At 46.6% G+C, this 24,087-nt stretch carries 19 protein-coding genes and 4 pseudogenes; 10 read left to right on the plus strand and 13 right to left on the minus strand.

Going from position 1 to position 24,087, the window contains the following annotated elements:
- Window positions 1–464, plus strand: a pseudogene (locus KIV40_RS18960) (DUF6515 family protein); the annotation flags it as partial.
- A 62-nt stretch (window positions 465–526) separates the two neighbouring features.
- Here the strand turns inward: KIV40_RS18960 and KIV40_RS18965 are convergent.
- On the minus strand, window positions 527–2,275 hold the full coding sequence (locus KIV40_RS18965; protein ID WP_285350755.1) for an SgrR family transcriptional regulator: 1,749 nt from the start codon (window positions 2,273–2,275) through the stop codon (window positions 527–529).
- Window positions 2,276–2,502: 227 nt separating this feature from the next.
- On the opposite strand from KIV40_RS18965, the gene KIV40_RS18970 reads away from it, so the two are divergent.
- Both KIV40_RS18970 and KIV40_RS18975 read left to right on the plus strand, forming a co-directional pair.
- Window positions 2,503–2,637 carry a hypothetical protein gene (locus KIV40_RS18970; RefSeq protein ID WP_005425107.1) on the plus strand — a complete coding sequence of 45 codons (135 nt, stop codon included), beginning with the start codon at window positions 2,503–2,505 and terminating at the stop codon, window positions 2,635–2,637.
- A 242-nt stretch (window positions 2,638–2,879) separates the two neighbouring features.
- Window positions 2,880–3,419: a redoxin domain-containing protein gene (locus KIV40_RS18975; RefSeq protein ID WP_285350757.1), complete on the plus strand. Its 540-nt coding sequence runs from the start codon at window positions 2,880–2,882 to the stop codon at window positions 3,417–3,419.
- A gap of 114 nt (window positions 3,420–3,533) precedes the next feature.
- Here KIV40_RS18975 and KIV40_RS18980 read toward each other — a convergent pair whose 3' ends face one another.
- Together KIV40_RS18980 and KIV40_RS18985 are read right to left on the minus strand one after the other, a co-directional pair.
- The gene (locus tag KIV40_RS18980; RefSeq protein WP_005425099.1) at window positions 3,534–3,902 is read right to left on the minus strand and encodes a helix-turn-helix domain-containing protein; all 369 of its coding nucleotides are present in this window, start codon (window positions 3,900–3,902) and stop codon (window positions 3,534–3,536) included.
- A gap of 167 nt (window positions 3,903–4,069) precedes the next feature.
- Window positions 4,070–4,654 (minus strand): NAD(P)H-dependent oxidoreductase, encoded by a 585-nt coding sequence (locus KIV40_RS18985; protein WP_012129798.1) that lies wholly within the window; start codon window positions 4,652–4,654, stop codon window positions 4,070–4,072.
- 270 nt (window positions 4,655–4,924) lie between these two features.
- Between KIV40_RS18985 and KIV40_RS18990 the strand changes: the two genes are divergently transcribed.
- The 3 genes from KIV40_RS18990 (at window position 4,925) to KIV40_RS19000 (ending at window position 6,779) form a co-directional block, all read left to right on the plus strand.
- The gene (locus KIV40_RS18990; RefSeq protein WP_012129799.1) at window positions 4,925–5,266 is read left to right on the plus strand and encodes a helix-turn-helix transcriptional regulator; all 342 of its coding nucleotides are present in this window, start codon (window positions 4,925–4,927) and stop codon (window positions 5,264–5,266) included.
- Between the two features lie 85 nt (window positions 5,267–5,351).
- Window positions 5,352–6,407 (plus strand): ACR3 family arsenite efflux transporter, encoded by a 1,056-nt coding sequence (gene arsB / locus KIV40_RS18995; protein WP_005435488.1) that lies wholly within the window; start codon window positions 5,352–5,354, stop codon window positions 6,405–6,407.
- Window positions 6,408–6,560: 153 nt separating this feature from the next.
- The gene (locus tag KIV40_RS19000; RefSeq protein WP_012129800.1) at window positions 6,561–6,779 is read left to right on the plus strand and encodes a hypothetical protein; all 219 of its coding nucleotides are present in this window, start codon (window positions 6,561–6,563) and stop codon (window positions 6,777–6,779) included.
- A 20-nt stretch (window positions 6,780–6,799) separates the two neighbouring features.
- On the opposite strand, the gene KIV40_RS19005 is transcribed toward KIV40_RS19000, so the two are convergent.
- From KIV40_RS19005 to KIV40_RS19035, 7 genes and pseudogenes are all read right to left on the minus strand, one after another.
- Window positions 6,800–7,582, minus strand: a complete 783-nt coding sequence (locus KIV40_RS19005) for a helix-turn-helix domain-containing protein (protein ID WP_285350760.1) — start codon at window positions 7,580–7,582, stop codon at window positions 6,800–6,802.
- Window positions 7,583–7,613: 31 nt separating this feature from the next.
- A pseudogene (locus tag KIV40_RS19010) lies at window positions 7,614–8,148 on the minus strand (YbhB/YbcL family Raf kinase inhibitor-like protein).
- Between the two features lie 256 nt (window positions 8,149–8,404).
- Window positions 8,405–8,767 carry a RidA family protein gene (locus KIV40_RS19015; protein WP_285350761.1) on the minus strand — a complete coding sequence of 121 codons (363 nt, stop codon included), beginning with the start codon at window positions 8,765–8,767 and terminating at the stop codon, window positions 8,405–8,407.
- Between the two features lie 14 nt (window positions 8,768–8,781).
- Entirely contained in the window at window positions 8,782–9,828 is a 1,047-nt protein-coding gene (locus KIV40_RS19020; RefSeq protein WP_285350762.1) for a lactonase family protein, read from the minus strand.
- Window positions 9,829–9,908: 80 nt separating this feature from the next.
- Window positions 9,909–12,361, minus strand: a pseudogene (locus KIV40_RS19025) (beta-N-acetylhexosaminidase).
- A gap of 383 nt (window positions 12,362–12,744) precedes the next feature.
- On the minus strand, window positions 12,745–13,374 hold the full coding sequence (locus tag KIV40_RS19030) for a bifunctional 4-hydroxy-2-oxoglutarate aldolase/2-dehydro-3-deoxy-phosphogluconate aldolase (protein WP_285350763.1): 630 nt from the start codon (window positions 13,372–13,374) through the stop codon (window positions 12,745–12,747).
- A 16-nt stretch (window positions 13,375–13,390) separates the two neighbouring features.
- Window positions 13,391–14,158, minus strand: a complete 768-nt coding sequence (locus KIV40_RS19035; protein WP_285350768.1) for a sugar kinase — start codon at window positions 14,156–14,158, stop codon at window positions 13,391–13,393.
- Between KIV40_RS19035 and KIV40_RS19040 the strand changes: the two are divergent.
- From KIV40_RS19040 to KIV40_RS19055, 4 genes and pseudogenes are all read left to right on the plus strand, one after another.
- Window positions 14,125–14,472 (plus strand): annotated as a pseudogene (locus KIV40_RS19040) (MurR/RpiR family transcriptional regulator); the annotation flags it as partial. The gene KIV40_RS19035 and the pseudogene KIV40_RS19040 overlap by 34 nt on opposite strands.
- Before the next feature lie 369 nt (window positions 14,473–14,841).
- Window positions 14,842–15,792 (plus strand): HlyD family secretion protein, encoded by a 951-nt coding sequence (locus KIV40_RS19045; RefSeq protein ID WP_375164869.1) that lies wholly within the window; start codon window positions 14,842–14,844, stop codon window positions 15,790–15,792.
- A 4-nt stretch (window positions 15,793–15,796) separates the two neighbouring features.
- A complete protein-coding gene (locus tag KIV40_RS19050; protein ID WP_228174177.1) occupies window positions 15,797–16,723 on the plus strand; it encodes an ABC transporter ATP-binding protein in 927 nt (308 codons plus the stop codon).
- Window positions 16,723–17,820 carry an ABC transporter permease gene (locus KIV40_RS19055; protein WP_285350770.1) on the plus strand — a complete coding sequence of 366 codons (1,098 nt, stop codon included), beginning with the start codon at window positions 16,723–16,725 and terminating at the stop codon, window positions 17,818–17,820. Before KIV40_RS19050 ends, KIV40_RS19055 begins: the two co-directional genes overlap by 1 nt.
- A 77-nt stretch (window positions 17,821–17,897) precedes the next feature.
- Here KIV40_RS19055 and KIV40_RS19060 read toward each other — a convergent pair whose 3' ends face one another.
- From KIV40_RS19060 to fdhF, 3 genes are all read right to left on the minus strand, one after another.
- A complete protein-coding gene (locus KIV40_RS19060) occupies window positions 17,898–18,230 on the minus strand; it encodes a hypothetical protein (protein WP_285350772.1) in 333 nt (110 codons plus the stop codon).
- 230 nt (window positions 18,231–18,460) lie between these two features.
- Window positions 18,461–19,387, minus strand: a complete 927-nt coding sequence (locus KIV40_RS19065) for an endonuclease/exonuclease/phosphatase family protein (RefSeq protein WP_134977593.1) — start codon at window positions 19,385–19,387, stop codon at window positions 18,461–18,463.
- A gap of 93 nt (window positions 19,388–19,480) precedes the next feature.
- On the minus strand, window positions 19,481–23,719 hold the full coding sequence (gene fdhF, locus KIV40_RS19070) for a formate dehydrogenase subunit alpha (RefSeq protein WP_285350766.1): 4,239 nt from the start codon (window positions 23,717–23,719) through the stop codon (window positions 19,481–19,483).
- Between the last annotated feature and the right edge of the window lie 368 nt (window positions 23,720–24,087).

Raw genomic sequence — 24,087 nt, forward strand, 5'->3', positions numbered from 1 at the left:
TTATGAGGGGATTCGTAAGTCGCGGGCGTTACTATTATTATCACAGTGATTTAGTGGGCATTGCGACCTTCGCCGTTTTCGCTGGCGTCACCTATGCCATCATTCATGATTCCTATTACCGTCGTGATGGTGTCCGCTATGTGTATGTTCGTTATCCACCAAGCGGTAACTACACCATTTTACGTGATAATCATGTAGGGACTTCTTCGGCGGTAAGTGATGCTTCGGCGTCGAGGCAAACCGTCGCGCCACCAATAAGATCAAACACTGCAAGAGTGCATCAAAAACCACCAGTGCCGAAACCAGAGCCAAGTCCTTACAAAATCGGTGAAATCGTAGACTCCTTGCCTCACACTAAAGAAACGGTGGTCGTCAACGGACAGAGCTATTTCAAATACGAGAATACTTGGTTTGCACCACTTAGAGCCGAACGCAAGTTTGTTATGGTAGAGTCACCGCTGTAACGAATTTACATACACAATATCGAAGTATGTATTAATACAGACCTAGAAGGACGCGAATTTCACTAATCTGCTGACCACACTGATCGAATATCCGGCCACCCCCAATTAGTGAGAGCGACGTCTTCTAAAACACCTTGGAAACGCAGTGTCTGAGTATGGTGGAACATTGGTGCGATCCAGTATTCACTGACCAGTGTTGAAGCAATAGGCTCAAGCGCAACTAAGTAATCTTCAAGGGGAACCAACGACCTCACCTTTTCCAACTGCTCATCAAGCCACTGCGCATTTTCTTCACCTAATGTATGGTACAAAACATCATTGCTAAAGAAGTTAGTAAAAGCAGAGACATGACGGCTGTCATCAGAAGTGGTGTTAGTCACCACCAGCGTCTCGTCTAGCGTTCCATTTTCCGCTTTTTCATTTAGCTCTCTGTAGGAATACATGATCGTCTCAACTTTACAGCCTTCCAATGCCAGGAGAGAAGAAATAGCACGAGCACAGCGACGAAGCGCAGTGTAGTTGTAACCCGCGATAGTGATGGTCTTCGGTAACTTGGTTCTGTCCCCAAAAGGACGTAAAACGGGCTTCCAACTAGGTAGTAAGTTGGAAGCAGGAACGCTGCGAAACACTGTATTTTCTTTTCGCATCGCTTCTGCCAAACGCTCAGGTTGAATCAACTCTGCAATATAACGGCGCTGAGCACGAGACAAAGGCTGTTTAGCATGATGGTTGAACAGAGCAAACAAGCAACCATCTTCAGTTCGAGTGTGTTGACCATCATGAGGGGCTTTGTCATCTTGAGTCGAAACATAATGACCACATAAAGTCTCGCTAACGTTGATAGGCACACTACCAGTGAGTGAAGGGTTCTCCATTTTCTCATCGTTGACGATCCAAATCGTCACTATGTCGGTAAGTACACGGCAGGCGTAATAAGCATCGAAAGCTTTTAGCTTTAGTCGATTCGCATTGTGCTCAATCACCGAAAACGGGCCACTACCAATCACCAAGTTGTTGTTGGCTACGTTTACTTGGCTAACGGGTTGAATGCCGTATTTCACCCCAGATATAAGCCCTGCAAAACCCAAATCTGGCTTGCTCAGGGTAAACACTACTTTAAGAGGGTTTGGCGCAGTGATATCGGTAACGTGAGCCAGCTCTTTCTGGTAATACTCCAACGAACTCAGTTTGGCAAATAGACTCACCACGGTATCAGCATCAATCGGCGCCCCATTATGAAACGTTAGACCGGGGCGAAGGTAAAATGTCCACTCAAAGTTATCCTCATCGTAGCGCCAATGGTGGGCCAACTCTGGCTTTACCACACCGTTGTAGTCACTCGATACCAAGCAACAATAGATTTGACGCAGAAAGAAGCGCTCACTGCTGCGGTGAAGTTGGTGAGGGACGATACGTTCAAACATACGCTTATAAGTCAGCTGGATATTCAGTCGACCTTCTTGAACCGATGCACCTGAAGTGGTTTTGAGCAAACGTCCAAATGCAGTTTCGTCTTCATCGAGAATCGCCAGTGCTTTTTCGTACTTACCCAGCTTAATGCGCTCCAGAGCTAGGCTCTCTTTTAGCGCGCTTAACTCTATGTTTAGGAGCAATGTCGAACGCTGATTGCGGCCCGCTTTTGGCTGCCAACTTAACCACATGAGCGTCTGCATTTGTGACAACAAGCTGCGCGCATGACGAGGAGAAGTGAACAGCAAATCTGCCACTTCCTGCAACGTGGTTTTGACTTCACTACCAACACCTAATGGTGTCAGTCGTTGGTAGTAGCGGAACAAGTTGAGATCAGACACTGCGCATCCTCAAAAAGTGGAGATAGGTTTATTTTACTCAACTTATCCGAGAGAAAATAAGAAAACTTCCAAACACTTTGTTCCCCTTTTTACCCTCACTAACGCAAAAATCGGTGAGTTAGCGCACCTTCTGGGGCTAACTAGGAATAAAGCACAGAAATCTGCTCTCTTTTTCAGCTCCCCTTTTCTTCGCATACTGACCCTGTCAACACGAAGGAGGAAATATCATGCGAATCCATAAAAGACCTGCAAAAGCGTGGCCTAAGATGGCTGCTTATTTCCAACAGCGTATCGCTCAATCAAAAAACAAGTTGGAAGTGATCGCGCTACTAAACATGAAAGAGTTATTGAATTGGTCATAACATAACGGACAAATCAAAGCAGAACTTAGCTCCTGATACTACACCCCCACTTTGTTGTATCTTTAAGTTCTGCTTTCCTCTTCTAACTGTTTCTTTTTCTTGCCATTCATTGTCTAGGTTACCAAAAGTTAACTAGTTGAAATGCCATAAAACTGGGTCTACATTGAAGTCTCCTCCCCTACACAATCGCTTTTATTGAGAAGGGGAATCCATGGATATATACCACCAATTCGGGAGTCATTATGGAAACTTCAGTGAAACTTAAAGCGGGCGACAGCTTCCCTTCTCTTCAAGCAACCTTGCTAGATGGTTCAAGCGTGACGTTAGGTCAGCCGCAAGGTGATGCGACTTGGCAAGCGGTATTCGTTTATCGTGGTAAACACTGTCCTCTTTGTACCAAATACCTCAATGAGTTAGAGGGCTACAAGCAAGCGTTCGCAGAAGCAGGCGTTGATATTCTTGCGGTTTCTGGCGATTCAAAAGAGCAGCTTGAGGGGCATCTAGAAAAACTCGAAATCAGCTTCCCGATTGCTTACGGCCTAACCGAAGAGCAAATGAAAACATTGGGTCTGTACATTTCACTGCCTCGTTCAGAACAAGAGACTGACCATAACTTCGCAGAACCAGGCCTGTTTGTAGTGAATGAACACGGTAATTTGCACGTGGTGGATATTTCAAACAACCCGTTTGTTCGCCCAGAGCTTGGCGCGCTATCACGTGGTTTGGCTTGGATTCGTAATCCAGACAACAACTACCCTATCCGTGGTACGTTGGACTACTAAGCGGATTACGCCTAATCAGTCTCAGACAACCATCAAACATAAAAAATGCCAGCGATATGCTGGCATTTTTATTGGCTTAAACCGTTAAGCGATGATGAAATACAACAGGCTGCGTTATTTACGCAACTCAATCTGGTGAGTCTCAGACCAGATTCGCAAATCATCAAGAATCTTAAGTGCGGTACGGCCAAACTCTGTTAGCTCATAGCTGACTGCAATTGGTCGGTCGCTAATCACTTTGCGCACCACCATACCTTCCGCTTCTAGCTCTTTAAGGCGTTGGTCGATCATCTTTTTGCTTGCGCCGCCTAGCATGCGTGCCAGATCATTGAAACGAACTGGGCCATCTTTCAAATGAAAAATCAAAGAGCCTTTCCATTTACCACCAATTAGACGCATCCCTTTCTCGATAGCACATGGCTCCGCACATACGTTCGTCACTGACTTACGACCTTTGCTATCTACACTGATTTTGCTTTCCACAATACACCTCAAGATACGCACCTAATCTAGGTAACGAAAAGTAAGCTAGATACATTTAGTGCTTTAGAGTAATAAAAACGTCACCTCGCCGCAAACAAATAAAAATGGACCGCATGCAGCAGTCCATCTCAATTCATCATTCAGTTCACACTATGTTTCTAAAAGGATTAGAAGTTTTCGTTAATGTGCGCTTCGAAACGTGTAAAATCATTTTCGATATCCGCATTCTTCATCACATCGTAGCTAGCGAATGTCGGCAGTGCTGACATACCAAAGAAGCGGAAGTTAGCGTGCATGTGGAACATCAAATCATCGACACCTTTACCTTGGAACAGGTATTCGTTCTCATCATCAAACGATTCTTTTGGTGCGTTGAATGTCAGTGAAAGCATGTACTTAGTGTTGGTTCGCGTACCACCTGTACCGTAGTTTTTCTTTGGTTCTTCTGCGCTACGACCGTCGAAAGCACACAGAGCGCCGCCCATACCCGCAGTAAAAACATCGTCCATGTATTTTTTGAATGACCAAGGCACAGACATCCAGTTGATTGGGCTTTGGATGATCACGCGATCAGCCCATTCAAAGTGTGCGAGTTGCTCATCTACGTTGATCTCATCTTGCATTGTCACAACGCGAACGTCATGGTCTTTTGCTTGCAGAAGCGTCTGCGCTTTATCAACAAGAGAAGCATTTAGACGACCTTCTGAATATGGTGATGGTTCGTGTGCATTGATGATCAGTACGTTGCTCATAGGATTATCCTTAAATAAGTTCACAATATGACGCGATAACCATTGTGCGTCGGATGTGGTTTATTATGGTAACCTAGAAATACAATGCAATTAGTTAACTTTTAGTAACCTAATGAACTTTTGATTATACCACTGTTTTTAAAAGAGATATTTTTTCAACCTTTTATTTATCGTTATTTCCCGATTAGTTTTTTCATCGAATTGTTGCATCTTCCACAGAGCAGGCGTACACTTTATCGCAATTCGACGATTAACTATTAAGGCCTGCGAATGAGTGATAAATGCAACGACAAGTGCGAAGTTGTTTTTCAGACAACGCAACAACAGCTCGAGAAAGAACAAACTCTAGCAGCACAAGCGAAAGCTTTATCCCATCCAGCACGTTTGCGCATTCTGCATATCCTGCACACGCTCGATACCATGGGCGGTTGTTTGAATAGTGATTTGGTTTCTGAACTCGGTCTTGCGCAATCTACTGTTTCCGAGCACTTGCGTATTTTAAAGCAAGCAGGCTTTATCAGCGCCGAGCCAAACCCACCTAAGGTGTGTTACCGCATTCAACGCGACGCGTTTGATCAGTTCAATCTAGGCTTTTCCAAGTTATTTGATTAATTCCCTTTGCACGCTGGTCAGGCGTGCAGAGATAAACTATACCTTTAACTATCGCCTTTCGACGATAAACAAATAAGAGAACACTATGACTACTCAAGTTTTAAATAGTGCCAGCGACAAAATGAGCTTCTTGGACCGTTACCTAACGGTGTGGATTTTTGTTGCAATGGCAATCGGTGTAGGTATTGGCGCAGCATTCCCTCAAGTTGCTGAGTGGAACGAGTCAATGTCAGTTGGTAGCACAAACGTACCGCTAGCGATTGGTTTGATTTTGATGATGTACCCGCCACTCGCAAAGGTGAACTACAACCTGCTAGGTACAGTGACGAAAGACAAAAAAGCGATCACGCTGTCTTTGGTCATGAACTGGATTGTCGGCCCTATTTTGATGTTCATCCTTGCATTGACTTTCCTAGGTGATCATCCGGGTTACATGGTTGGTATCATTCTGATCGGTCTTGCTCGTTGTATTGCGATGGTGCTTGTCTGGAACGATATCGGTGGCGGTAACAAAGAATACGGCGCAGCCCTAGTTGCACTAAACAGCGCTTTCCAAATCGTGACTTACAGTGTGATGGCATGGTTGTTCATCACTGTGTTGCCACCAGTCTTTGGTTACGAAGGTTTCGTGGTTGATATCTCGATGATGGACATCGCGGAAAGCGTTCTGATTTACCTTGGTATCCCATTCCTAGCGGGCTTCCTAAGCCGTAAATGGCTAGTCGCTGCGAAAGGTGAACAATGGTACAACGACGTGTTCATCCCACGCATTTCACCGATTACGCTTATCGCCCTGCTTGCAACCATCGTACTGATGTTCAGCTTGAAAGGTGAAATGATTCTTGAACTGCCAATGGATGTATTCCGTGTAGCAATTCCACTGGCTATCTACTTTGTGTTGATGTTCTTTGTCAGCTTCTTCGTTGGTAAGAAAATGGGCATCGACTACGACAAAAACGCATCGATTGCTTTCACGGCAACAGGCAACAACTTTGAATTGGCAATAGCGGTTTCTATCGCGGTGTTTGGCCTAAACTCAGACCAAGCTTTTGCTGGTGTCATTGGTCCACTGATCGAAGTGCCTGTATTGATTGCTTTGGTGAACGTAGCACTCAAAATGAAGAAGAAATACTACAAATAACTATACGTTATAGTGACTTGAGAGCGCCCGTCGTTAAAGCGATGGGCGCTTTTTTATATCCGCTCTAGGCATAGGCTTATTAACAAATTCCTATTTGCTAACTCAAAGTTTTGAACAATGTTTTAAATTAATCATTCACATAGGAGTTTGAGTATGAATTTAGAATATAAAAAACTGAAGTGGCATGCTGTTCTCAAGCTTTCACAACAGACAATTAAATACCTTGAAGAAGAGAACAGCAAGAGCTGGAGTGATGTCGACAAAATAAAAGCGAACGTTCATGCTTCTGAATTGCTACAACAGCTTCTATCGGATTTAGCTGTCGCAGATTCTTCCGCTTCACCATCATTCCGTCCGGTCAAGCGCGCATAGGCCACTTTCCAAGGTTCGGCTTAATTTATCACCACCGTTTTGATGTAATCACTCGGGGTAAGATCGAATTTACCTTTAAAACGCTGACTAAAACGACCTTCCGATTGATAGCCACAAAGTTGAGCCAACATCGCAACGTTATAGTGGCCATTTTGCATTAAATACAATGCATGATTTAAACGTACTTCTGCCAACACCTCTCGATATTGAGTCCCTTCTTGCTTGAGTTTACGGATCATGGTTGCCCGGCTCATGGCAAATCGTTCAGCAGCCTCTTCCAACGAATGTTCTTCACCAGGAGAGAAGGATAAGTAACGACTCAATTTTTGGCTGAATGTGATGTTTGAGCTAACAAACAGGTGGTGTAATGCTCCACGTTCCGCAAGCTGCTGATATAAACCTATGACCCAAAAAGTTTGTGTCTCTTTGCTCATACCATGTTGTTCAAAAGCATACAGCGCGTTTAACGTCTCATGTAACGAGTTATCTGCAGCTAATCTCGGCGATTCATCCCCTGTTCCGACACGCATGCTCAATTCAAGCATTGCGTCCGTCGGTAAGCAATGGAAGCTAAACATTCTGGAGAGAAACTTCCCTTTCTGTGGCAAGTTCTCAAAGCTCAGTGATGCAGAAGCTTCGCAAAGTAGTAATTCAGAATGGGAAATATCCAGCGCCGATTCCTTCCAGAAAAGGCGCTTACTACCCGTAATGATCTGAATAATGCTTGGGGAATGAATCCTCACATTGCGCAGCTTCTGTAACTGCTCTGCACGAAATATCGTAATTTGATATTGATGACTCATTATTTCCCCTTGCTTTCGCCTCTGTCGCACCTTAGCGCGTGTAAGTTGCCGTCAGTTTTGCTTTGTCTAGCGCCATGCTATTTAGTGTAAAGCCAACCACCGCCGCAGGTGTATTCTCATCACGATTTAGTTTGGCCGTTGGCAACGCCCATACTGTGAACTGGTAACGATGCATACCGTCCGTTTTTGGAGGACAAACACCACCAAAGCCTACGGTGCCGTAATCAATACGAGACTCTTTACCACCCAATTTCTCAATGTTCACACCGCGTGGAAGTTCATTCACGTTAGCAGGAATATTAAACGCAACTCAGTGCCAGGAAACCACTGCCAGTAGGCGCATCTGGGTCATAAGCCGTGATTGCAAAGCTTTTTGTGCCTGCAGGCGCATCTTTCCACATCAGCTGTGGAGACTGGTTGCCACCATCACAGCCCCAGCTGTTATATTCAAACGTTTTGGTCATTGGGTGGCCTTCTTGGATGTCATTACTGGTTAACTCAAATGCTTGAGCTGAACCCACTGCCAATAAGCTTAATGCCAAAACCGATGTAGTGATTGCTTTCATGATGATGCTCCTATTTCTTAAGTTCGGGATAAGTGTATGCCCCAAAAGAAATAGCAACCTTTCATTAAGTATCAATAACGGTCATTTTAAGCCAACAAGTGACACTTTGAGTAATATTTTCAATTTCGTGCTTATCAGCGACCTATTTCGTTTATGCTGATTAGCCTAATAAAACAAAGCCCTGCGTTATTGAGCTATATAACACAAGGCTTGAGGATAACGCTGGGCTTAATGGTTTAAGTAGAGTGATATCGAACTATTGGAACTTCTCACCCGCAGCAGCAACAAACGCCATTTCTACCAACAGCTCAGGATTCGCCAATTCAACTTTGACGCAAGCACGGCTCGGTGCGCATCCCTCAGGGAACCACGCATCCCACACTTCATTAAGGGCATCGAAGTTAGCGAAATCTGTCACGTAAATCGTCACAGATAAGATGCGCGACTTATCGCTATCAACACTGGCTAGCATTTGCTCGGCTTGGTCGAAAATCTGTTGTACTTGCCCTTTCATATCCGCAGTGGTGTCAGCTTCCACCACTTCAACAAAGTTGGCGATGCCATTGAATACCGTTACATCAGACCAACGTTTGCATGGATTAATACGATGAATTGTCATGTTATTTCTCTTAATTACGACTTCTCAACCAAACACACAGGCGCACCGATGTCGCACGAATATCCGGTTGGAGTGATAGCGCCAGTCTCCGGATTCCTATGGAAGCTAGCGACATTATGTGAATGTTGATTGGCAACGAGCATCCACTGCCCGTCACGGGATAAAACAAAATCTCTTGGAAACGCGCCACCACAATCGGACGCCGTAATTTGAACCGGAGTATTACTCGTTACATCAAATGTACTGATCAGATTTTGCGCACGGCAAGAGACATAGACAAAACGCTCATCCGCAGAGAGACGAATCGCAGACGCCGCTTCTTTGTTTTCTTCATCGGCTAGCAGTTTAACTTGCTGAGTCAGATTCCATTGTCCGTTTTGCTTGCGAAGTACCACCAGCGTTTCGGACAGTTCGCAAACAACGTACGCGACAGACTCATCACGAGTGAAGACCAAATGACGAGGTCCAGAACCAGCAGGCATAGCGATGCTTTGAGAAAGTGAAAACTTAACTGTCTCACCATCATTGCCGTAGTCATAAAAGTGAACACGGTCTGTGCCTAAATCGACCACAGCCAATTGAGCGGAGTGCTTTAGAAAAGTGACTTGATGGGCATGAGGTGAAGTTTGACGGTCAATATTGGGTCCATTGCCCTCTACATACAATTCTGCAATGGATTTCAAAGGCTTACCTTGCTCATCAAGTTGGTAAACACTTACATTGCCGGAACCGTAGTTTGCAACAGAGAGTAACGGTTCTTTAATGTCGATATGGCAAGGGTAATCACCTTCAATTGGCAATGCATAGCTGTCTGTTTTTTCAGCAAATATCAGCTCTGCACCTGCCAAGCGATCGACTTCATTAAAGGTATATAAACCCTCTCCTTTGAGCGCAAGGTAAGAAGGGTTACGAACCGTTTTTACTGCGTCTGGAACATGTTCATTGATGAGCGTTAATGCGCCAGTTGCAGTATCGAGAGAAATACACGCAATACCCTGGCTTTGGCTTGGTGAATCGGTATAGGTGCCTACATAAAAATGTAAGTGACCATTTACTATCATGGGGAAACCTTTGGGAGATAGAAGAGTGCTTAACCGATAAGATGCCGTCTGCGTTAACAGGCGGCAATCCCTTTTAGTTATCAATCGGTTAAAGTGTGAAGCAACAACTCAGTTGGTGACACTATGGCGACAATGGTTTCATCAAAAATAATTGCATTTTCATTGATAATGCGTTGATACGCTTCAGCGTCAGATTGGCTAATATCACTGCCCTGCTTAGCAAGCTCAATCAAGGTTAAACCTAAATCGGCAACTTTGATTGCGGCTTCTGCAACTGGCACCGTTTCTAGCGACGCTACGTTGACCGCGAAAATAGGTTTGGCTTGCTGCGCCGCTAACTTAACGCTCTGATAATGTATCGCCAACGCATCCAACGCGGTTTTATCACCTTGAGCATAAGCTGCGACCAAATCTTTCATCTCGTACACTGCTAGGCTTTCTACTGGTAATGCATCCGCAAAGCGGTTTAGTCGCTCATACTGGTTGTACAAATCACCCTCGTTTGGCTTAGAGATCCACTTCTCCCAGTGACGAGCGTAGTATTGAGCCGGCTCGATGTACTTCGCTAACGTTTGTAGCGGCGTTTCATCTGCACCATTAGCAAGACGTTTCAACATCATATTGGCATCGGCATGATGGCGTAAGCCAAGCGAAATCTCAGACCATGTATCCATCACCTTCATGCGCTTGTACATGCTGCGCTCATCGGTCAGGTCTTGACTCGACCATAGACGCTCAGCAATCGCGTAGCTTCTCGGCCATAAGCGTTGCTCGATGGTCATTGAATCGAGGTTCTCACCCCAAATGGTGATTTCTCCGCCTAAGATTAGCTGCTGTTCTTTCTCGGTCAGCTCAGCCGGATAGCCCCCGTTCGGCTCAGGAATGACACTCCCTTCTATGCCACTGCTCGCGACCAATTCTCCAGTCGCAGGCCAACGCACATTACCAATCAATTGGTAACTGGTGTCTTTCAACTTGCCGTCTGCAAAGTCATAGTTGAATTCGGTGTAAGACATAAAGTTATCGAAGTGGCCTTTAAACTTCACACCTGGCACATACTCGATGATGAACACTTCTTCGCGAGACTTACCGTTGTAATCGGTAAACGCACGGTAACTGCCGTCTGTCGCTTCAATAATGGTCAGATTACCTGTACGTAGACCACCTTTGTTGCGCGGTTTCACCCAATCATAAGTCGCGAATTTCTCACCTTGATGGAGTTGATCATCAACGGTGATTCCTTTCGGTATTGGGTCATTGCGATAGTGGTAACTGGTTGGCTGCGGTTGGTCTAAGTAATAGCCAGTTGAGAGAATGCCTTGGTAGTCCTCTTTTGCCGCACGACCTATACTGTCGTGCCCTTGCCAGCTTTGAATCACAATCGAGGTTGGAAGGTCTTTGTGCCAGATTTCATCCCAGCCAGTCATCTTCTTACCGCGCTGTTCCAGCATCTGTTCAACCTTGGTGTTCAGATACGATTGCAGACCACGCTCACCATCCAGATTGTTGTCTTTGATGAATTGCTGAATCTTCGGGTTGTCTTTCCACTTTTGGTAATTTGGTTCATCGCCGCCGATATGGAAGTACTCATCAGGGAAGAGCTCAACCACTTCGTCAAACACACTCGCCAGCATCTTGTAAAGTTCAGGGTTGGTCGGGTCCATTAACGGCTCAAACACCCCCCAGCCACGTTGGTGCGGATAAGATTGCTCCCCCATACCAGACATCAACTCAGGGTAAGCGTGGGCTACTGCCGAAGCATGTCCCGGCAGAGAGATTTCAGGGATAACTCGAATGCCAAGGTTACGCGCGTAATTCACTACATGGCGAATTTCATCTTTGGTGTAATAATCACCATCTGCGGTGTCTTGCCACAGCTTTTGGTAATTATCGAGCTGGATACGAATCGCTTGGTCATCCCAAATATGCCAATGGAAGACATTCATTTTTGCTGATGCCATTGCATCGAGTTGGCGAAGGAGCACATCAAGTTCGATAAAGTGACGGGAAGTGTCGTAAGAAACACCGCGCCAAGGAAAACGCGGCTCATCTTGAATCGACACCGCAGGCACAAAGTATTCACTAGCGTCCGTAGTCACTAACTGCAAGAAGGTTTCTAAACCATGGAAAGCACCGTAAGGGCGTTCGGAGCGAATAATGATCTGACCATTACGCGACTCAAGTTGATACGATTTCTCACTGTGAATGTCTTGCACCTCGGACTTAGGCGCATTACGAATATCAATCACCAGAGTCGCTTCTTTTTCCGACTCAGCATGCCAGTTCAACATTGGTAAGCCGGTTTGGCGATATAGACGATCCATGGTGCGCTTGGCGTTGAACTGCACGCGCGGTGAATCGTAGCCTTTGATGTAAATGCTGAAGGATTTATCCAGTGTGATTTTACCCTGCCCCACTCCACATTTTGTGGGTAAGGCATTAGGTTAAGATCGGTGTTGGGAGTCATCGCCATTGCTGCCGTTGGAATTGTGATTAAACCTGAAATGAGTAGTGCTAATGTACCTTTGTTCATCCGCGCCATCCTATTGTTACTAGGGTCTGTTGATCTTTCGCGGTTAAATTTTGTTCGGATGGGGACGCCTTGTCAAAATCGTTTTAGGCGCGGCAAGGAGTGTGCCGCCTAGTCATTCTAAGCAAATACTCCTTAACAAAGCATAAAACGATTTTAGTCGGGGGCGCCTAGCCGAACCCTTTGGGCTGCGTTTGTTGGTCATTTCTACTGCGTTATCGACTTCTCATGTAGGCTAGCTACATAGCAAAGTCTCTGCCTTGTATAAATATCCAACAATTCGCTGCAAAAATCAGCTCGAAAGTTCAACAGACCCTATAATTGTTCAACCCAAGTCACGCTATTTAATGGGGTCTGGTGACTTGGGTAAAAGAGCTCTGTTTGAGTTACGCGACCAGCTCTACTGCTTCACGAACCAGCTTGCCAATTTCGTCCCATTGTTCGTTTTCAATTAAGCTCGGCGCAACCATCCAAGTACCACCGCAGCAAACCACACGGTCGAAAGCTAGGTAATCATTGACGTTGCTTTTACCGATACCGCCGGTCGGCATCAGACTCACATCAACATAAGGTGCGAGTAGTGACTTCACCATCGCGATACCACCGCTCGCTTCTGCCGGGAAGAATTTGAGGAAGTTCAAACCCAACTCTAGTGCTTGCTCAACCTGACTTGGGTTGTTCACACCCGGTACGATCGGCATGTTGATTTCTTGGCAACGACGCACGGTATTGGGGTTCAACCCCGGCGCGACAATAAACTCTGCACCCGCGTCTTTTGCTTGGGTAATCTGCTCTGGCGTCAGTACCGTACCAGCACCGATGCACATTTGCGGGTAAGCATCGCGCATGGCTTTAATCGCATCGGCAGCGGCTTCTGTTCGAAACGTCACTTCCGCAACTGGCAGACCGTTTTCTACTAACACTTTCGCTAGTGGGATCGCGTGCTCAACCTTATTGATTTGGATAACAGGAATAACTTTAAATTGCTGAAGTTGCTGAATCATTGCTTGGGACATAATACGTTCTCGGAAATTATCGAATTAGATGAGTCATGGCGTCATTTGGAATGATCGCGCCAGGATATTGAATAACGGTTGCTGCTAGTGCGTGACCGAGTTGGGCAGATTGCTCGCAACTTTGTCCGGTCAATCGGCCAGCAAGGTAACCAGCAGCAAATGAATCGCCAGCGGCACAAGTGTCGATTACTTTGACAACCTTCTCGGCCGCTACGTATGCGCTTTGCTTGTCATCACCATGCGACCAAACCAATTTGCAAGGCTCACAGCCACGTTTAATCACGATTTCTTGGCAACCAAAGCGAAGGCAGCGCTGCTCGGCACTTTCCTCTTCACCCCATACCAAGACATCATCGTCTTCAGTGATAAGTGCAATGTCGACTAAAGGTTGAATTTGGCTGTACCAATACTTTGCCTCTGCTGCAGACCAAAGTTGAGGACGGAAGTTGTTATCGAAGATAACCTTGCCTCCAGCTTGTGAGAGCTGACTTAACGCCTTTTTAAGCCTTACTTTGCTATCGTCATTTAGAATCGCAATGCTGATGCCACTTAGGTAGAGATAATCCAGCTCTCGGTTCGCAATCTCGGCTTCTAATTTGTTGAGCGAAGAGGTAGAGAAGTAACTTTTAACGGCTGCACTGTCACGCCAGTATAGAAAGCTGCGTTCGCCTTCTTGGTCGGTCTGCACCATGTACAAACCCGGCAATTGAGCTGGGAAGATCTCGACAAGATCAGTCGCAATGCCCTCTGGCAGAAGCGAACGATGTGTTGGTGATGATCTCAGCCACTGGCTATACCCCTGCCATCATAGAAACCGCGCAATTAGCCAAGCAGTACGGCGTAAAAGTCATTGTGATTACTCCGAAAGACACTCCTTTGACTGAGCAAGCCGATTTGGTTCTGCCTATTGAGCACCAAGAGACGGATTTCATCTACAAGCCATCGGCTTCTCGTTACGCGATGTTGGCTTTGGTTGATGTACTTTCGATGGCATTAGCCGTTAATCATAAGCGACGCTCGCGCGATAAACTTCGTCGACTCAAAGTTGCTCTCGATTCTTATCGTGGCGGTTTGGAAAGACAGCCTCTTGGTGATTAAACCAACGTGATTTAGATGCCTTAAGTCTTGGCTATAAAACTCAAACAATGAAGCCCGATGTTCAGCATCGGGCTTTACTTTATCTAGCCGTTTCTTTACGCGTGCACAGTAAACCTGATCCTTGTCTCGATTCTTTAATTTATCTTTCCTAATCCCACCAACATCACGGTAACCCACTATATTTGAATGAGAATATTCTTAGAGACGCATTCAAGAGTGAGGCCAGTTTCAATAATTAATCAATTGATGAATATTGAAGGAATTAACTTCCTAGCCGGACAAAACTGACTCACGTTACACTGAATGCAGTCCCACACTCTTCTATAGCTTGATACGAACTCGAGCTCAACTTCTCAGAGGAAGCGTCGCATGATGAAGCGAATCATTCTTGGCACCCTAGCCCTGACTCTTTTAACTGCCTGTTCCAAAGATGACGGACAGCAAGCCCTTGGTACACTAGAGCGTGACCGCGTAACCTTTACTGCAACCTCTAGCGAGATAATTCGAGCCCTACCCATCAAGGAAGGCAGCCAAGTCACCGAAGGAGAAGTGTTGGTTCAGCTCGATACAAAGAACCAAGAAGCCGTTTTAGCTCACGCCGTAGCCGAACAAGCAAAGGCTGACGCTTATCTTTTGAAATTGACCAATGGTGAGCGACCAGAAGACATTGCCGCAGCGCAAGCGCGTGTTGCCAGAGCGGAAGCTCAATTGGTTGAAGCACAAAAGAACTACCAACGTAAAGCGGAATTAGTTCGTAAAAAGCTCATCAGCCAATCAGAAAAAGACACCGCTTTAGCAGCCAGAGATTCTGCCCGTGCAGAGCTAGACTCCTCACAAGAAGAGTTCAGCAAACTGACCGCTGGCTCTCGCCCTGAAGATATTGAACAAGCGAAAGCCGCACTCATGGCAGCAAAAGCTGATGTAGCATTGCAAGACCAGAAGCTGGCAGAACTCACCATCACCGCCACGCGAGATGGCTTGTTAGATAACCTACCGTTTAACCTTGGCGAACGCGTCCCTGTCAATGGCGTGGTAGCTGTAATACAAGCTAGCCGCGTCCCATACGCTCGCGTTTACGTTCCTGCTAACTATCGAGTCGACTTTGTGCCGGGTAAAACGGTTAGCGTGCATGTAGATGGCGTTGAGCAGCCATATAGCGGCACCGTTCGTTGGGTTGCGACCGAGCCTTCATTCACGCCTTATTTCGCGCTTACCGAGGAAGAACGCTCGCGTTTGATGTACCTAGCAGAAGTCGACCTTCAAGACTCCGCACAATCCTTGCCTTCGGGTATTACAGCGCAAGTGGATTTGGTGGAGTAAGCCAATGACCGAATTCGCGATTCAAGCTGAAAATGTAGTGAAGAAGTTTGGTGACTTCACCGCCATCAACAACATCACACTCAATGTACCCAAAGGCAGTATTTATGGTTTTCTTGGCCCGAACGGCTGTGGTAAATCGACAACCATTCGTGTGTTGACTGGCTTGCTTAGCCCAAGTGAGGGCAATGTCGATGTACTCGGGCTAGAGATCCCAAAACAATCTGAGCTTCTGCGCCTCAAGATTGGCTACATGACACAAAAGTTCTCCCTCTATGATGATCTGACGGTTCAAGAGAACCTTGAGTTTATTGGACAAATCTTTGGAATGGAAACCAAGGCGCTGAAAGCTCGCATCGAAGAACAACTATCCACCTACGGTCTAGACCAACTGCGTAAACTGCGCGTCGGCGGAATGAGTGGCGGCCAGAAACAACGCTTATCTCTCGCCGCTGCGACCATGCACAAACCAGAGCTGTTGTTTCTCGATGAGCCCACATCTGCGGTTGACCCAGAGAACCGACGAGATTTCTGGGAGCAATTGTTTGATCTCTCTGACCAAGGTACGACGATTTTGGTCACAACGCACTACATGGATGAAGCAGAGCGCTGTCATCGTCTGGCGATTATGGAAGCGGGTGAAATCCGCGCCGATGGTGAGCCAGAAGAACTCATGGCGCAAATGGGCGTTAACATCGTCGAAGTCAAAGCGGATAACTTACGCGAGCTAAAAGAGAAAGTCATTCAGCGTGAAGAGGTACGCTCAGCCGCACAGCTCGGCATTCGCTTACGCATTTTGATCCACCAGCACATCGAACAACCGATCGTATGGTTAACCCAAACTTTTCCTGAGCTTGATGGCTGCGAGATGAACATTGCTCGTCCTAGCTTGGAAGATGTTTTTGTCAGCGTGACGGGAGAAGGTCGCCAATGATGAAATCTATTGCTCGTATGAAAGCGGTAATGATCAAAGAGATCCGTCAGCTTTCACGTGACCGCATTACCTTTGGCATGGTCGTGATGATCCCGTTGATTCAGCTCCTGCTGTTCGGCTTTGCCATTAATACCGATATTCGCAACATTCCCGTTGGCGTCGTCGATCAAAGTGGCAGTACTGCTGGGCGTGTGATCACCGAGTCCGTCAAAGTCACGCAAGTGGTCGATGTGGTCGAAACCTTCGCTACCGCATCAGAGGCTGAGCAAGCCATTCAAGACGGTTTGGTGCGAGCAGCTTTAATTCTGCCTAGCGACCTAACCCAACGCATGGTGCAAGGTAGAGAGCTTGGCCAGTGGATTGTGGATGGTTCAGACACCATGATCAGCTCAGCGATTCTCTCACTGCAAAGCATGCCGTTAACGGATTTTGATTTTGAGATACGCCCTGCCCCAACCAAAACCTTTGAAGTTGCGCTGTATTACAACCCGAGTCGGCGCTCGGCGGTGAACATTGTTCCCGGTTTATTGGGGGTGATTCTGACCATGACGATGATTTTGTTCACCAGTGCTGCCATTGTTCGTGAACGGGAGCGTGGCAATCTAGAGTTACTGATTACCACACCCATCCACTCTATCGAGCTGATGGTGGCAAAGATCATTCCTTACATCTTCGTTGGTTTGATTCAAGTCTTCATCATTCTCGGCTTGGGTCACTGGATATTTGATGTACCGATAAACGGTGCCATTAGTCAGATATTGTTTGGCACGCTGTTATTTATCGCCGCGAGTTTAACCTTAGGTTTGGTGATATCCACCATTGCGACGGCGCAGCTACAAGCGATGCAGATGACAGTGTTTATTCTTCTGCCATCAATCTTATTATCAGGGTTTATGTTCCCTTATGAAGGGATGCCCGTTGCGGCACAATGGATATCAGAAGCCCTGCCTGCTACCCACTTTATGCGCATTATTCGTGGTGTGGTGTTACGTGGTGCAGATTTGATGGAGCTTTGGCGCGATACGCTTTGGCTGCTTGGGTTTACCGTTATCGGTCTCTTTGTTGCTTCACTTCGCTTCAAGAAGTCACTCGATTAACCTACCAGACTCCAGAACTAAAAACGCCTCCAGAATTGGAGGCGTTTTTATTGAATCATTCAATCATCATAGCGAAATCAGTAATACTCACCTAAAGAGCAGTCATGCAGATCTGAAATGCTATAACTCCTTAGCGAATTGATTTTGAAGTTGAACACCACTTGTTTACAGACGTTTCGGCTGTGGTCGCTGTAGGTAATATACCCTTCGCTGCACGCCCGTTTACCGCTGGTTGAGGTAATGTCTGCGTTCAGCTCCAGATGCGCCTTGTGCGCTTCTACACGTTCCATCATCTCATGTACGTCAAGCCACTCTTCACGGTTGGCCATTTGGATCAGCATCGATTCCGCCTGTGTTTGTAACTTTTGCGGATAAACGTAAAAACGGTTATAGGCAAAATAGGCGCTCATTAAGATTAGTATTAACACTGCTGAGGTAGTTCTTGTGATGCAAGTTGCCTCTTATCGTTATGAATTTTTTTCTTTGCTTCTTTTTCAGTATAGAAAGCGGATGAAGTTTAGGTTAAAGAATTCACACAAATAACAAGCGACGGTCAGAGTCAGTCAATTCCATGACAAGCCGTCGCTTGGTTTAACCTAATTCTAAATAACTAGACACTTTGCCAATAGAAAGTACTAACTCATTGCCCGATTAGAGTCGTCACCAACCTGTGATCAGAGCCATTCGGTTGATTTGTCGATGCTCTTGAGCAGATCATCCGATTTGAGTTTTCTGACTTAAGCCAAAGGTGATCAATCCCAATCATGGCAAAGGATGGGACTGATACTCCTTTTATCGATGTTGGCCAACTGGCCACTGGTCGGGATTGGAAACGAGAGAACAGCCCATCAAACCTCGGGCTCGCAGCAGAAAGGTTGAAGTCCCCAATCACAATCATTTCCGATGTTGGGTACAATTCGGTAAGGGTTTCTATGGTTCGAATCAACGCATTTCTGCGTTGCCACAGCGGCTCGGTTCTTGGTGATGGAGGATGCGCCGTCATTAAGGTAATTGGGTTGTCCACTTGCCATGTTGCTCGAATCACCTCTTGACCATCTGGGGTGTGATAAATAGAAACAGGCTCCAAAGGATAACGGCTCAAAATCATCTGATTTGACGGGTAACCAACACCGCGCTGGCCGCCATAATAGAAAGGATAAATGTCGTTGAGAAGATGAAGCTTCTCCCCCACTTGAGGCGAGAGCTCTTGCATCACCACCAAATCTGCAGGGTGTTTAAGCAAGTAATTAATGAACTGATTGATGTCTGGATTTTCGTAGAACAGGTTGAATTGAACTATCGTCAGCGGATTTTCGCAGGTTTGGTTGTTTGTGATTTGAGTGGGTAAGAGGAACGGAACAAAAGCACCGCTGATCGCGATTGCAGTAAGTGCCTTCACCCAGTGACGGCAAACCAAAAGTACCAAAGCAAAAGCTAGGTAGGCGAATAAAAGGAGAGCGGGAATCGAGGTTAGATTCTCCGCCCACCAAATATCATGAGATTGCCTTGCCACCAGCCAAATTGATGCCGGTAGAAACAACAAAATCCATTTAATGACTCTTAGCACACGCACGACTCGTTTAGCGATTACATATCATAAGCTTATATGCAGTTTGCTAACTCGCCAGTGCGTCGCTGAACTGTATCTAAACAGATTGGCTTAAATGGAATGAACCGCTTCCGTTACAGGCTCTGCGTTTCGCACTTTCTCGCTCACTTCCACTTTAACCGCAGCAACCTTGAACTCTGGGATCTTCGCATGCGGATCAGTTGCCGTTGTCGTTAGGCGGTTGACTGGCGATTCAACAAAGTGGAATGGAATGAACACTACACCTTTTTGAATGCGCTTCGTCACAAAAGCATCAATCTCAATGCTGCCGCGACGTGTAGACACCTTCAAACGCTGACCATTACTGATACCCAGCGCTTCTGCGTCTTCCACGCTCACCATCGCTCGTGGACCAGCAAGATTATCCAACCCTTTGGTTTTGCGCGTCATAGTACCGGTGTGAAACTGCTCAAGCACACGACCTGTCGTCAACACTAGTGGGTACTCTTCATCTGGCAGCTCAGCCGCATAACGGAACGGTACACCCACCATTTGCCCTTTACCACGAGTAAACTGGGTTTGGTGCATGATGCGAGTACCTGCCGGGTTGTTCTTGTTGCTCGGCCATTGCACACCGTTTGGCGTAATGGCATCCCAACGAAGACCGGCGTATTGAGGTGTCACACGTGCGATTTCATTGGTGATATCAGACACGCAGTGGTAATCCCAATCACTGCCCATGGCATTAGCGATTTCTTGAATAATCCACCAATCTTCTTTCGCTTCACCCGGCGCTATGACAACCGGATTCACACGCTGAACACGACGCTCCGTATTTGTGAAGTGCCCCGCTTTCTCTGCAAACGAGCAAGAAGGCAGAACCACATCCGCGTATTGCGCAGTTTCCGTTAGGAAGATGTCTTGAACCACCAAGAAGTCGAGTGCTTCTAAACCTTCAATCACATGCGCTTGGTTCGGGTCGCTCAATACTGGGTTCTCACCCATGATGTACATACCACGAACGTCACGATGGCAAGCCGCATCAATGATTTCTGTCAGGGTTAGACCTTGCTCAGAAGGCAGATTTGGCGCGTTCCATTCAATCGCAAACTTCTGACGCACAATTGGGTTGTATACCTTTTGGTAACCCGGGAAACTGTTTGGCAAAGCACCCATATCACACGCGCCTTGCACGTTTGATTGACCACGTAGCGGGTTGATGCCACCACCTTCAATACCGATGTTGCCACACAGTAATTGCAGGTTAGCGATAGAACGCACGTTGTCATGACCTGTCGTGTGCTGAGTAATACCCATCGAGTAGTACACAGCGGTACGATCTGCCGTGCCAATCATACGCGCCATTGCTTGAATGTCTTCGGCTTTAACACCTGTAACCAATTCCACTTTATCGAGGTTGTAAGCTGGCGACATCACCTCTTGCAGTAAGGTATCAAAGCCGTCGACACGTTCTTCGATGTACTCTTGATCGTACCAACCGTTCTTGATGATCTGCTGCATGACACCGTTTAGGAGCATCACATCCGTACCCGGACGGTGCGCCATATACAGTTCAGCATGCTCTGCCATATCGACACGTTTCGGGTCAGCCACAATCAAGCGAGCGCCGTGGTGACGAATTGCTTGTTTGATGTGTGAAGCGATGATCGGGTGTGCAGATGTAGTATCCGAGCCAATAATAAAGATCACATCCGAGTGCTTAATACTTGGGATGTCATTGGTCATTGCACCACTACCGAGTGACGCCTCAAGACCCGTCACACTCGATGCGTGACACAAACGCGCACAGTGATCGACGTTATTGGTGCCTAGTTCACGGCGGACAAATTTTTGAAATGCGTAGTTGTCTTCATTGGTGGTTTTCGCTGAAGAGAAACCCGCTAATGCGTTGCTGCCAAAATCTTGCTTGATGCCAGAGAACTTACTCGCGACGAGTTGGATTGCCTCTTCCCAACTTGCAGGCTGCAGCCAACCATCTTTACGGATCAATGGCGTGGTAAGGCGCTCTTCACTGCCAATGAAATCAAAACCAAAGCGCCCTTTCACACACAGCATGCCTTGGTTCACCGGCGAGTCCCCGCCCTTCACGTAGCGAATCGTGTTGGTTGCTTCGTCCACGAACATGGTCAACTTACAACCCACACCGCAGTATGTACAAATGGTGTCGACCGCTTTCAGATCTTCGGTACGACCTTGCGAGCGGTCACGACTATCGACCATCGCGCCTGTTGGACACACTTGAACACATGCGCCACATTGCACACAGTTCGAATCGCCCATCAGGGTTAAGCCATTCTTGTTACTTCCAAAGTGTGGACGATCGTCAGGACGTAATGCCGGACGACCTTGTTTGTCGCACACAAAGTTCAGCACACCGTGCACGGCTTTGTCGCGACACGCTTGGATGCACTGACCACAGCTAATACAGCGGTTGGCATCAAACTCAATAAACTCAGAGCTGCGGTCAACTTCGTACTTATGACGCAAGTCTTTCGCACGAAGAACTAACCAATCTTGATGTGATTTAATCTGCAAGGAGAAGTCAAAGCTTTGCTCAGCTTCATATTCGGTGGAGTAATCACGCAGCGCACAATCAGTATTGGCCTGACAGCCACATTCAAGGCAGCGCGCCGCTTCCTTCATCGCTTCTTCGTTATCAAAGCCCAACTCCACTTCAGCGAAGCTTTGCTCACGTTGTGCTGGAGTCAATTCAGGCATGATAGAGCGAGCGACTTTCTGGATGTTCTCGAAGTGAAGCGGATCGACTTGAGAGAGTTTCTTCTCTTTGCGCGAGTTGAACGCCGCCTTTGGCATATCCGCCATATCGCCATTCAAAAATAGGTCAATGGCTTTTGCCGCAACGCGACCATCACCCACAGCTTCAACTGCCGTTGCTGGACCACGGCGGAAATCACCAATACTGAAGATGTTGCCCGTGCCTGTGTGCATGGTCTTTTCATCTGCATCAGAGGTGTTCCAACGCGTAAGTGGAATCGACAAATCTTCGCCCTCTAAAAAGCTCAGATCTGGCTTCTGCGAGACTGCCGCAATCACGGTGTCGAACTCTTCGGTAAAGAACTCGCCGGTTGGTTTCGGGCTTCGGCGACCAGATGCATCCGGCTCACCCAACGCCATGCGCTCTAGGCGAACCGCACTCACGCGTCCGGTTTCATCGGCAAGGTTTTCTGCAGGATTGGTCAAGAAGTGGAATTTCACCCCTTCGTGTTCCGCTTCGACAATCTCGTAGTCTTCTGCTGGCATTTCGTCACGGGTACGACGATAAATTAACGTGGTTTCTGCACCAGCACGACGCGCAGTACGAGCACAGTCAATTGCCGTATTACCACCACCGATCACTGCGACTTTCTGACCCGTAACGTAATTTTGCTCAGTCACGTAATCTTTAAGGTAATCAACGCCTAAGTAGCAACCTTCAAGATTGCTGCCTGTGTAATGCATTTCAACCGCTTGAGACGCACCGACAGCCAAACACACTGCGTCATATTCTTCACTCAATTGAGAAAGCGTGAAATCCACACCCAGCTTTTGATTGGTGTGAACTTGCATGCCATTACGGCACATTAATTCGATTTCTTTATCGAGAATGTCTTTTGGCAAACGGTATTCTGGGATGCCATAACGCAACCAACCGCCCGCTTTTGGCATGGATTCAAATACAGTAACGTCGTAGCCTTCATTCGATAAGTAGTAGCCAGCCGTTAGACCACCAGGACCACTGCCGACGACGGCAATGTTCAAACCTTTTCTTGGTTTCTTTTCTGGTACATAGGCTTCATGCGCAGACAAATCCGCATCCGCGGCATGACGTTTTAGCTGACGAATAGCGATAGGCTCATCGACTAAAGATCGGCGACATTCGCTCTCACAGAATGCAGGGCACACACGACCAATCGATAACGGCATAGGAAGCGTACGCTTAATCACTTCAATCGCTTTTTGATGATCGTTTTGTGCGATGTGATAAAGGTACGATTGGATATCCACACCCGCAGGACAAGCGGTTTTGCATGGTGCTTCACAGTCGGCGTAATGGTCCGTCATGATGCGGTTTAAGGCTTTTTTGCGATGCTCGCTTAGTTGTTCTGATTGCGTGACCACATTAAGGCCACAGTAAACTTCAAGTTCACACGCGCGCTTAGTACCGCCGCTTTCAACTTCAACCACACACAAGTCGCACGGTACTTTTTCATTACTTTTGTTCATTCCGCACAGTGATGGAATCTCAACTCCACACACTTTTGCTGCTTCTAGAAGGGTCAGCCCCTCTTCTACAATTCTATATTTTCCATCGATGACAATTTCTATCATACAACCTCCGCAGCAAAGCAAATCCACATCTGCACAAGTAAAACCATGCATTTTATAAGGATAAACATTTGCAAGACAAGGCGGTGTGATACAAAACTTATAAACCACATTTTTTTCGTGTCATAAAAAGAAAGCACTTCTGTCACGAAGTATCACAAGTAAGAACTCAACAAACGTTTTACTCCCTCGATTGTGCAGAAACTGGTGAACGCTACTATTTTGATAAGAATGGCAATAAAATATTGACCTTCCCCTAAGGTTAACCTTTAGAATCGAAGGGGTTTCATAATTTTCATCAAACACATGGGAAAAGGTATGCACTTAAAATCGCTGCATACAATCTGGTTAACTCTCTTCACAACACTGGT

It is taken from the genome of Vibrio sp. D173a, assembly GCF_030248475.1.

Coding starts and splice junctions, on each gene's coding strand:
- KIV40_RS18975 (WP_285350757.1), top strand. CDS start 2,880: ATGGAAACTTCAGTGAAACTTAAAGCGGGCGACAGCTTCCCTTCTCTT.
- KIV40_RS18985 (WP_012129798.1), bottom strand. CDS start 4,654: ATGAGCAACGTACTGATCATCAATGCACACGAACCATCACCATATTCA.
- KIV40_RS18990 (WP_012129799.1), top strand. CDS start 4,925: ATGAGTGATAAATGCAACGACAAGTGCGAAGTTGTTTTTCAGACAACG.
- KIV40_RS19020 (WP_285350762.1), bottom strand. CDS start 9,828: ATGATAGTAAATGGTCACTTACATTTTTATGTAGGCACCTATACCGAT.
- KIV40_RS19030 (WP_285350763.1), bottom strand. CDS start 13,374: ATGTCCCAAGCAATGATTCAGCAACTTCAGCAATTTAAAGTTATTCCT.
- KIV40_RS19050 (WP_228174177.1), top strand. CDS start 15,797: ATGACCGAATTCGCGATTCAAGCTGAAAATGTAGTGAAGAAGTTTGGT.
- KIV40_RS19015 (WP_285350761.1), bottom strand. CDS start 8,767: ATGACAATTCATCGTATTAATCCATGCAAACGTTGGTCTGATGTAACG.
- arsB (WP_005435488.1), top strand. CDS start 5,352: ATGACTACTCAAGTTTTAAATAGTGCCAGCGACAAAATGAGCTTCTTG.
- KIV40_RS19060 (WP_285350772.1), bottom strand. CDS start 18,230: ATGAGCGCCTATTTTGCCTATAACCGTTTTTACGTTTATCCGCAAAAG.
- fdhF (WP_285350766.1), bottom strand. CDS start 23,719: ATGATAGAAATTGTCATCGATGGAAAATATAGAATTGTAGAAGAGGGG.
- KIV40_RS19045 (WP_375164869.1), top strand. CDS start 14,842: ATGATGAAGCGAATCATTCTTGGCACCCTAGCCCTGACTCTTTTAACT.
- KIV40_RS18970 (WP_005425107.1), top strand. CDS start 2,503: ATGCGAATCCATAAAAGACCTGCAAAAGCGTGGCCTAAGATGGCTGCT.
- KIV40_RS19005 (WP_285350760.1), bottom strand. CDS start 7,582: ATGAGTCATCAATATCAAATTACGATATTTCGTGCAGAGCAGTTACAG.
- KIV40_RS19055 (WP_285350770.1), top strand. CDS start 16,723: ATGAAATCTATTGCTCGTATGAAAGCGGTAATGATCAAAGAGATCCGT.
- KIV40_RS19000 (WP_012129800.1), top strand. CDS start 6,561: ATGAATTTAGAATATAAAAAACTGAAGTGGCATGCTGTTCTCAAGCTT.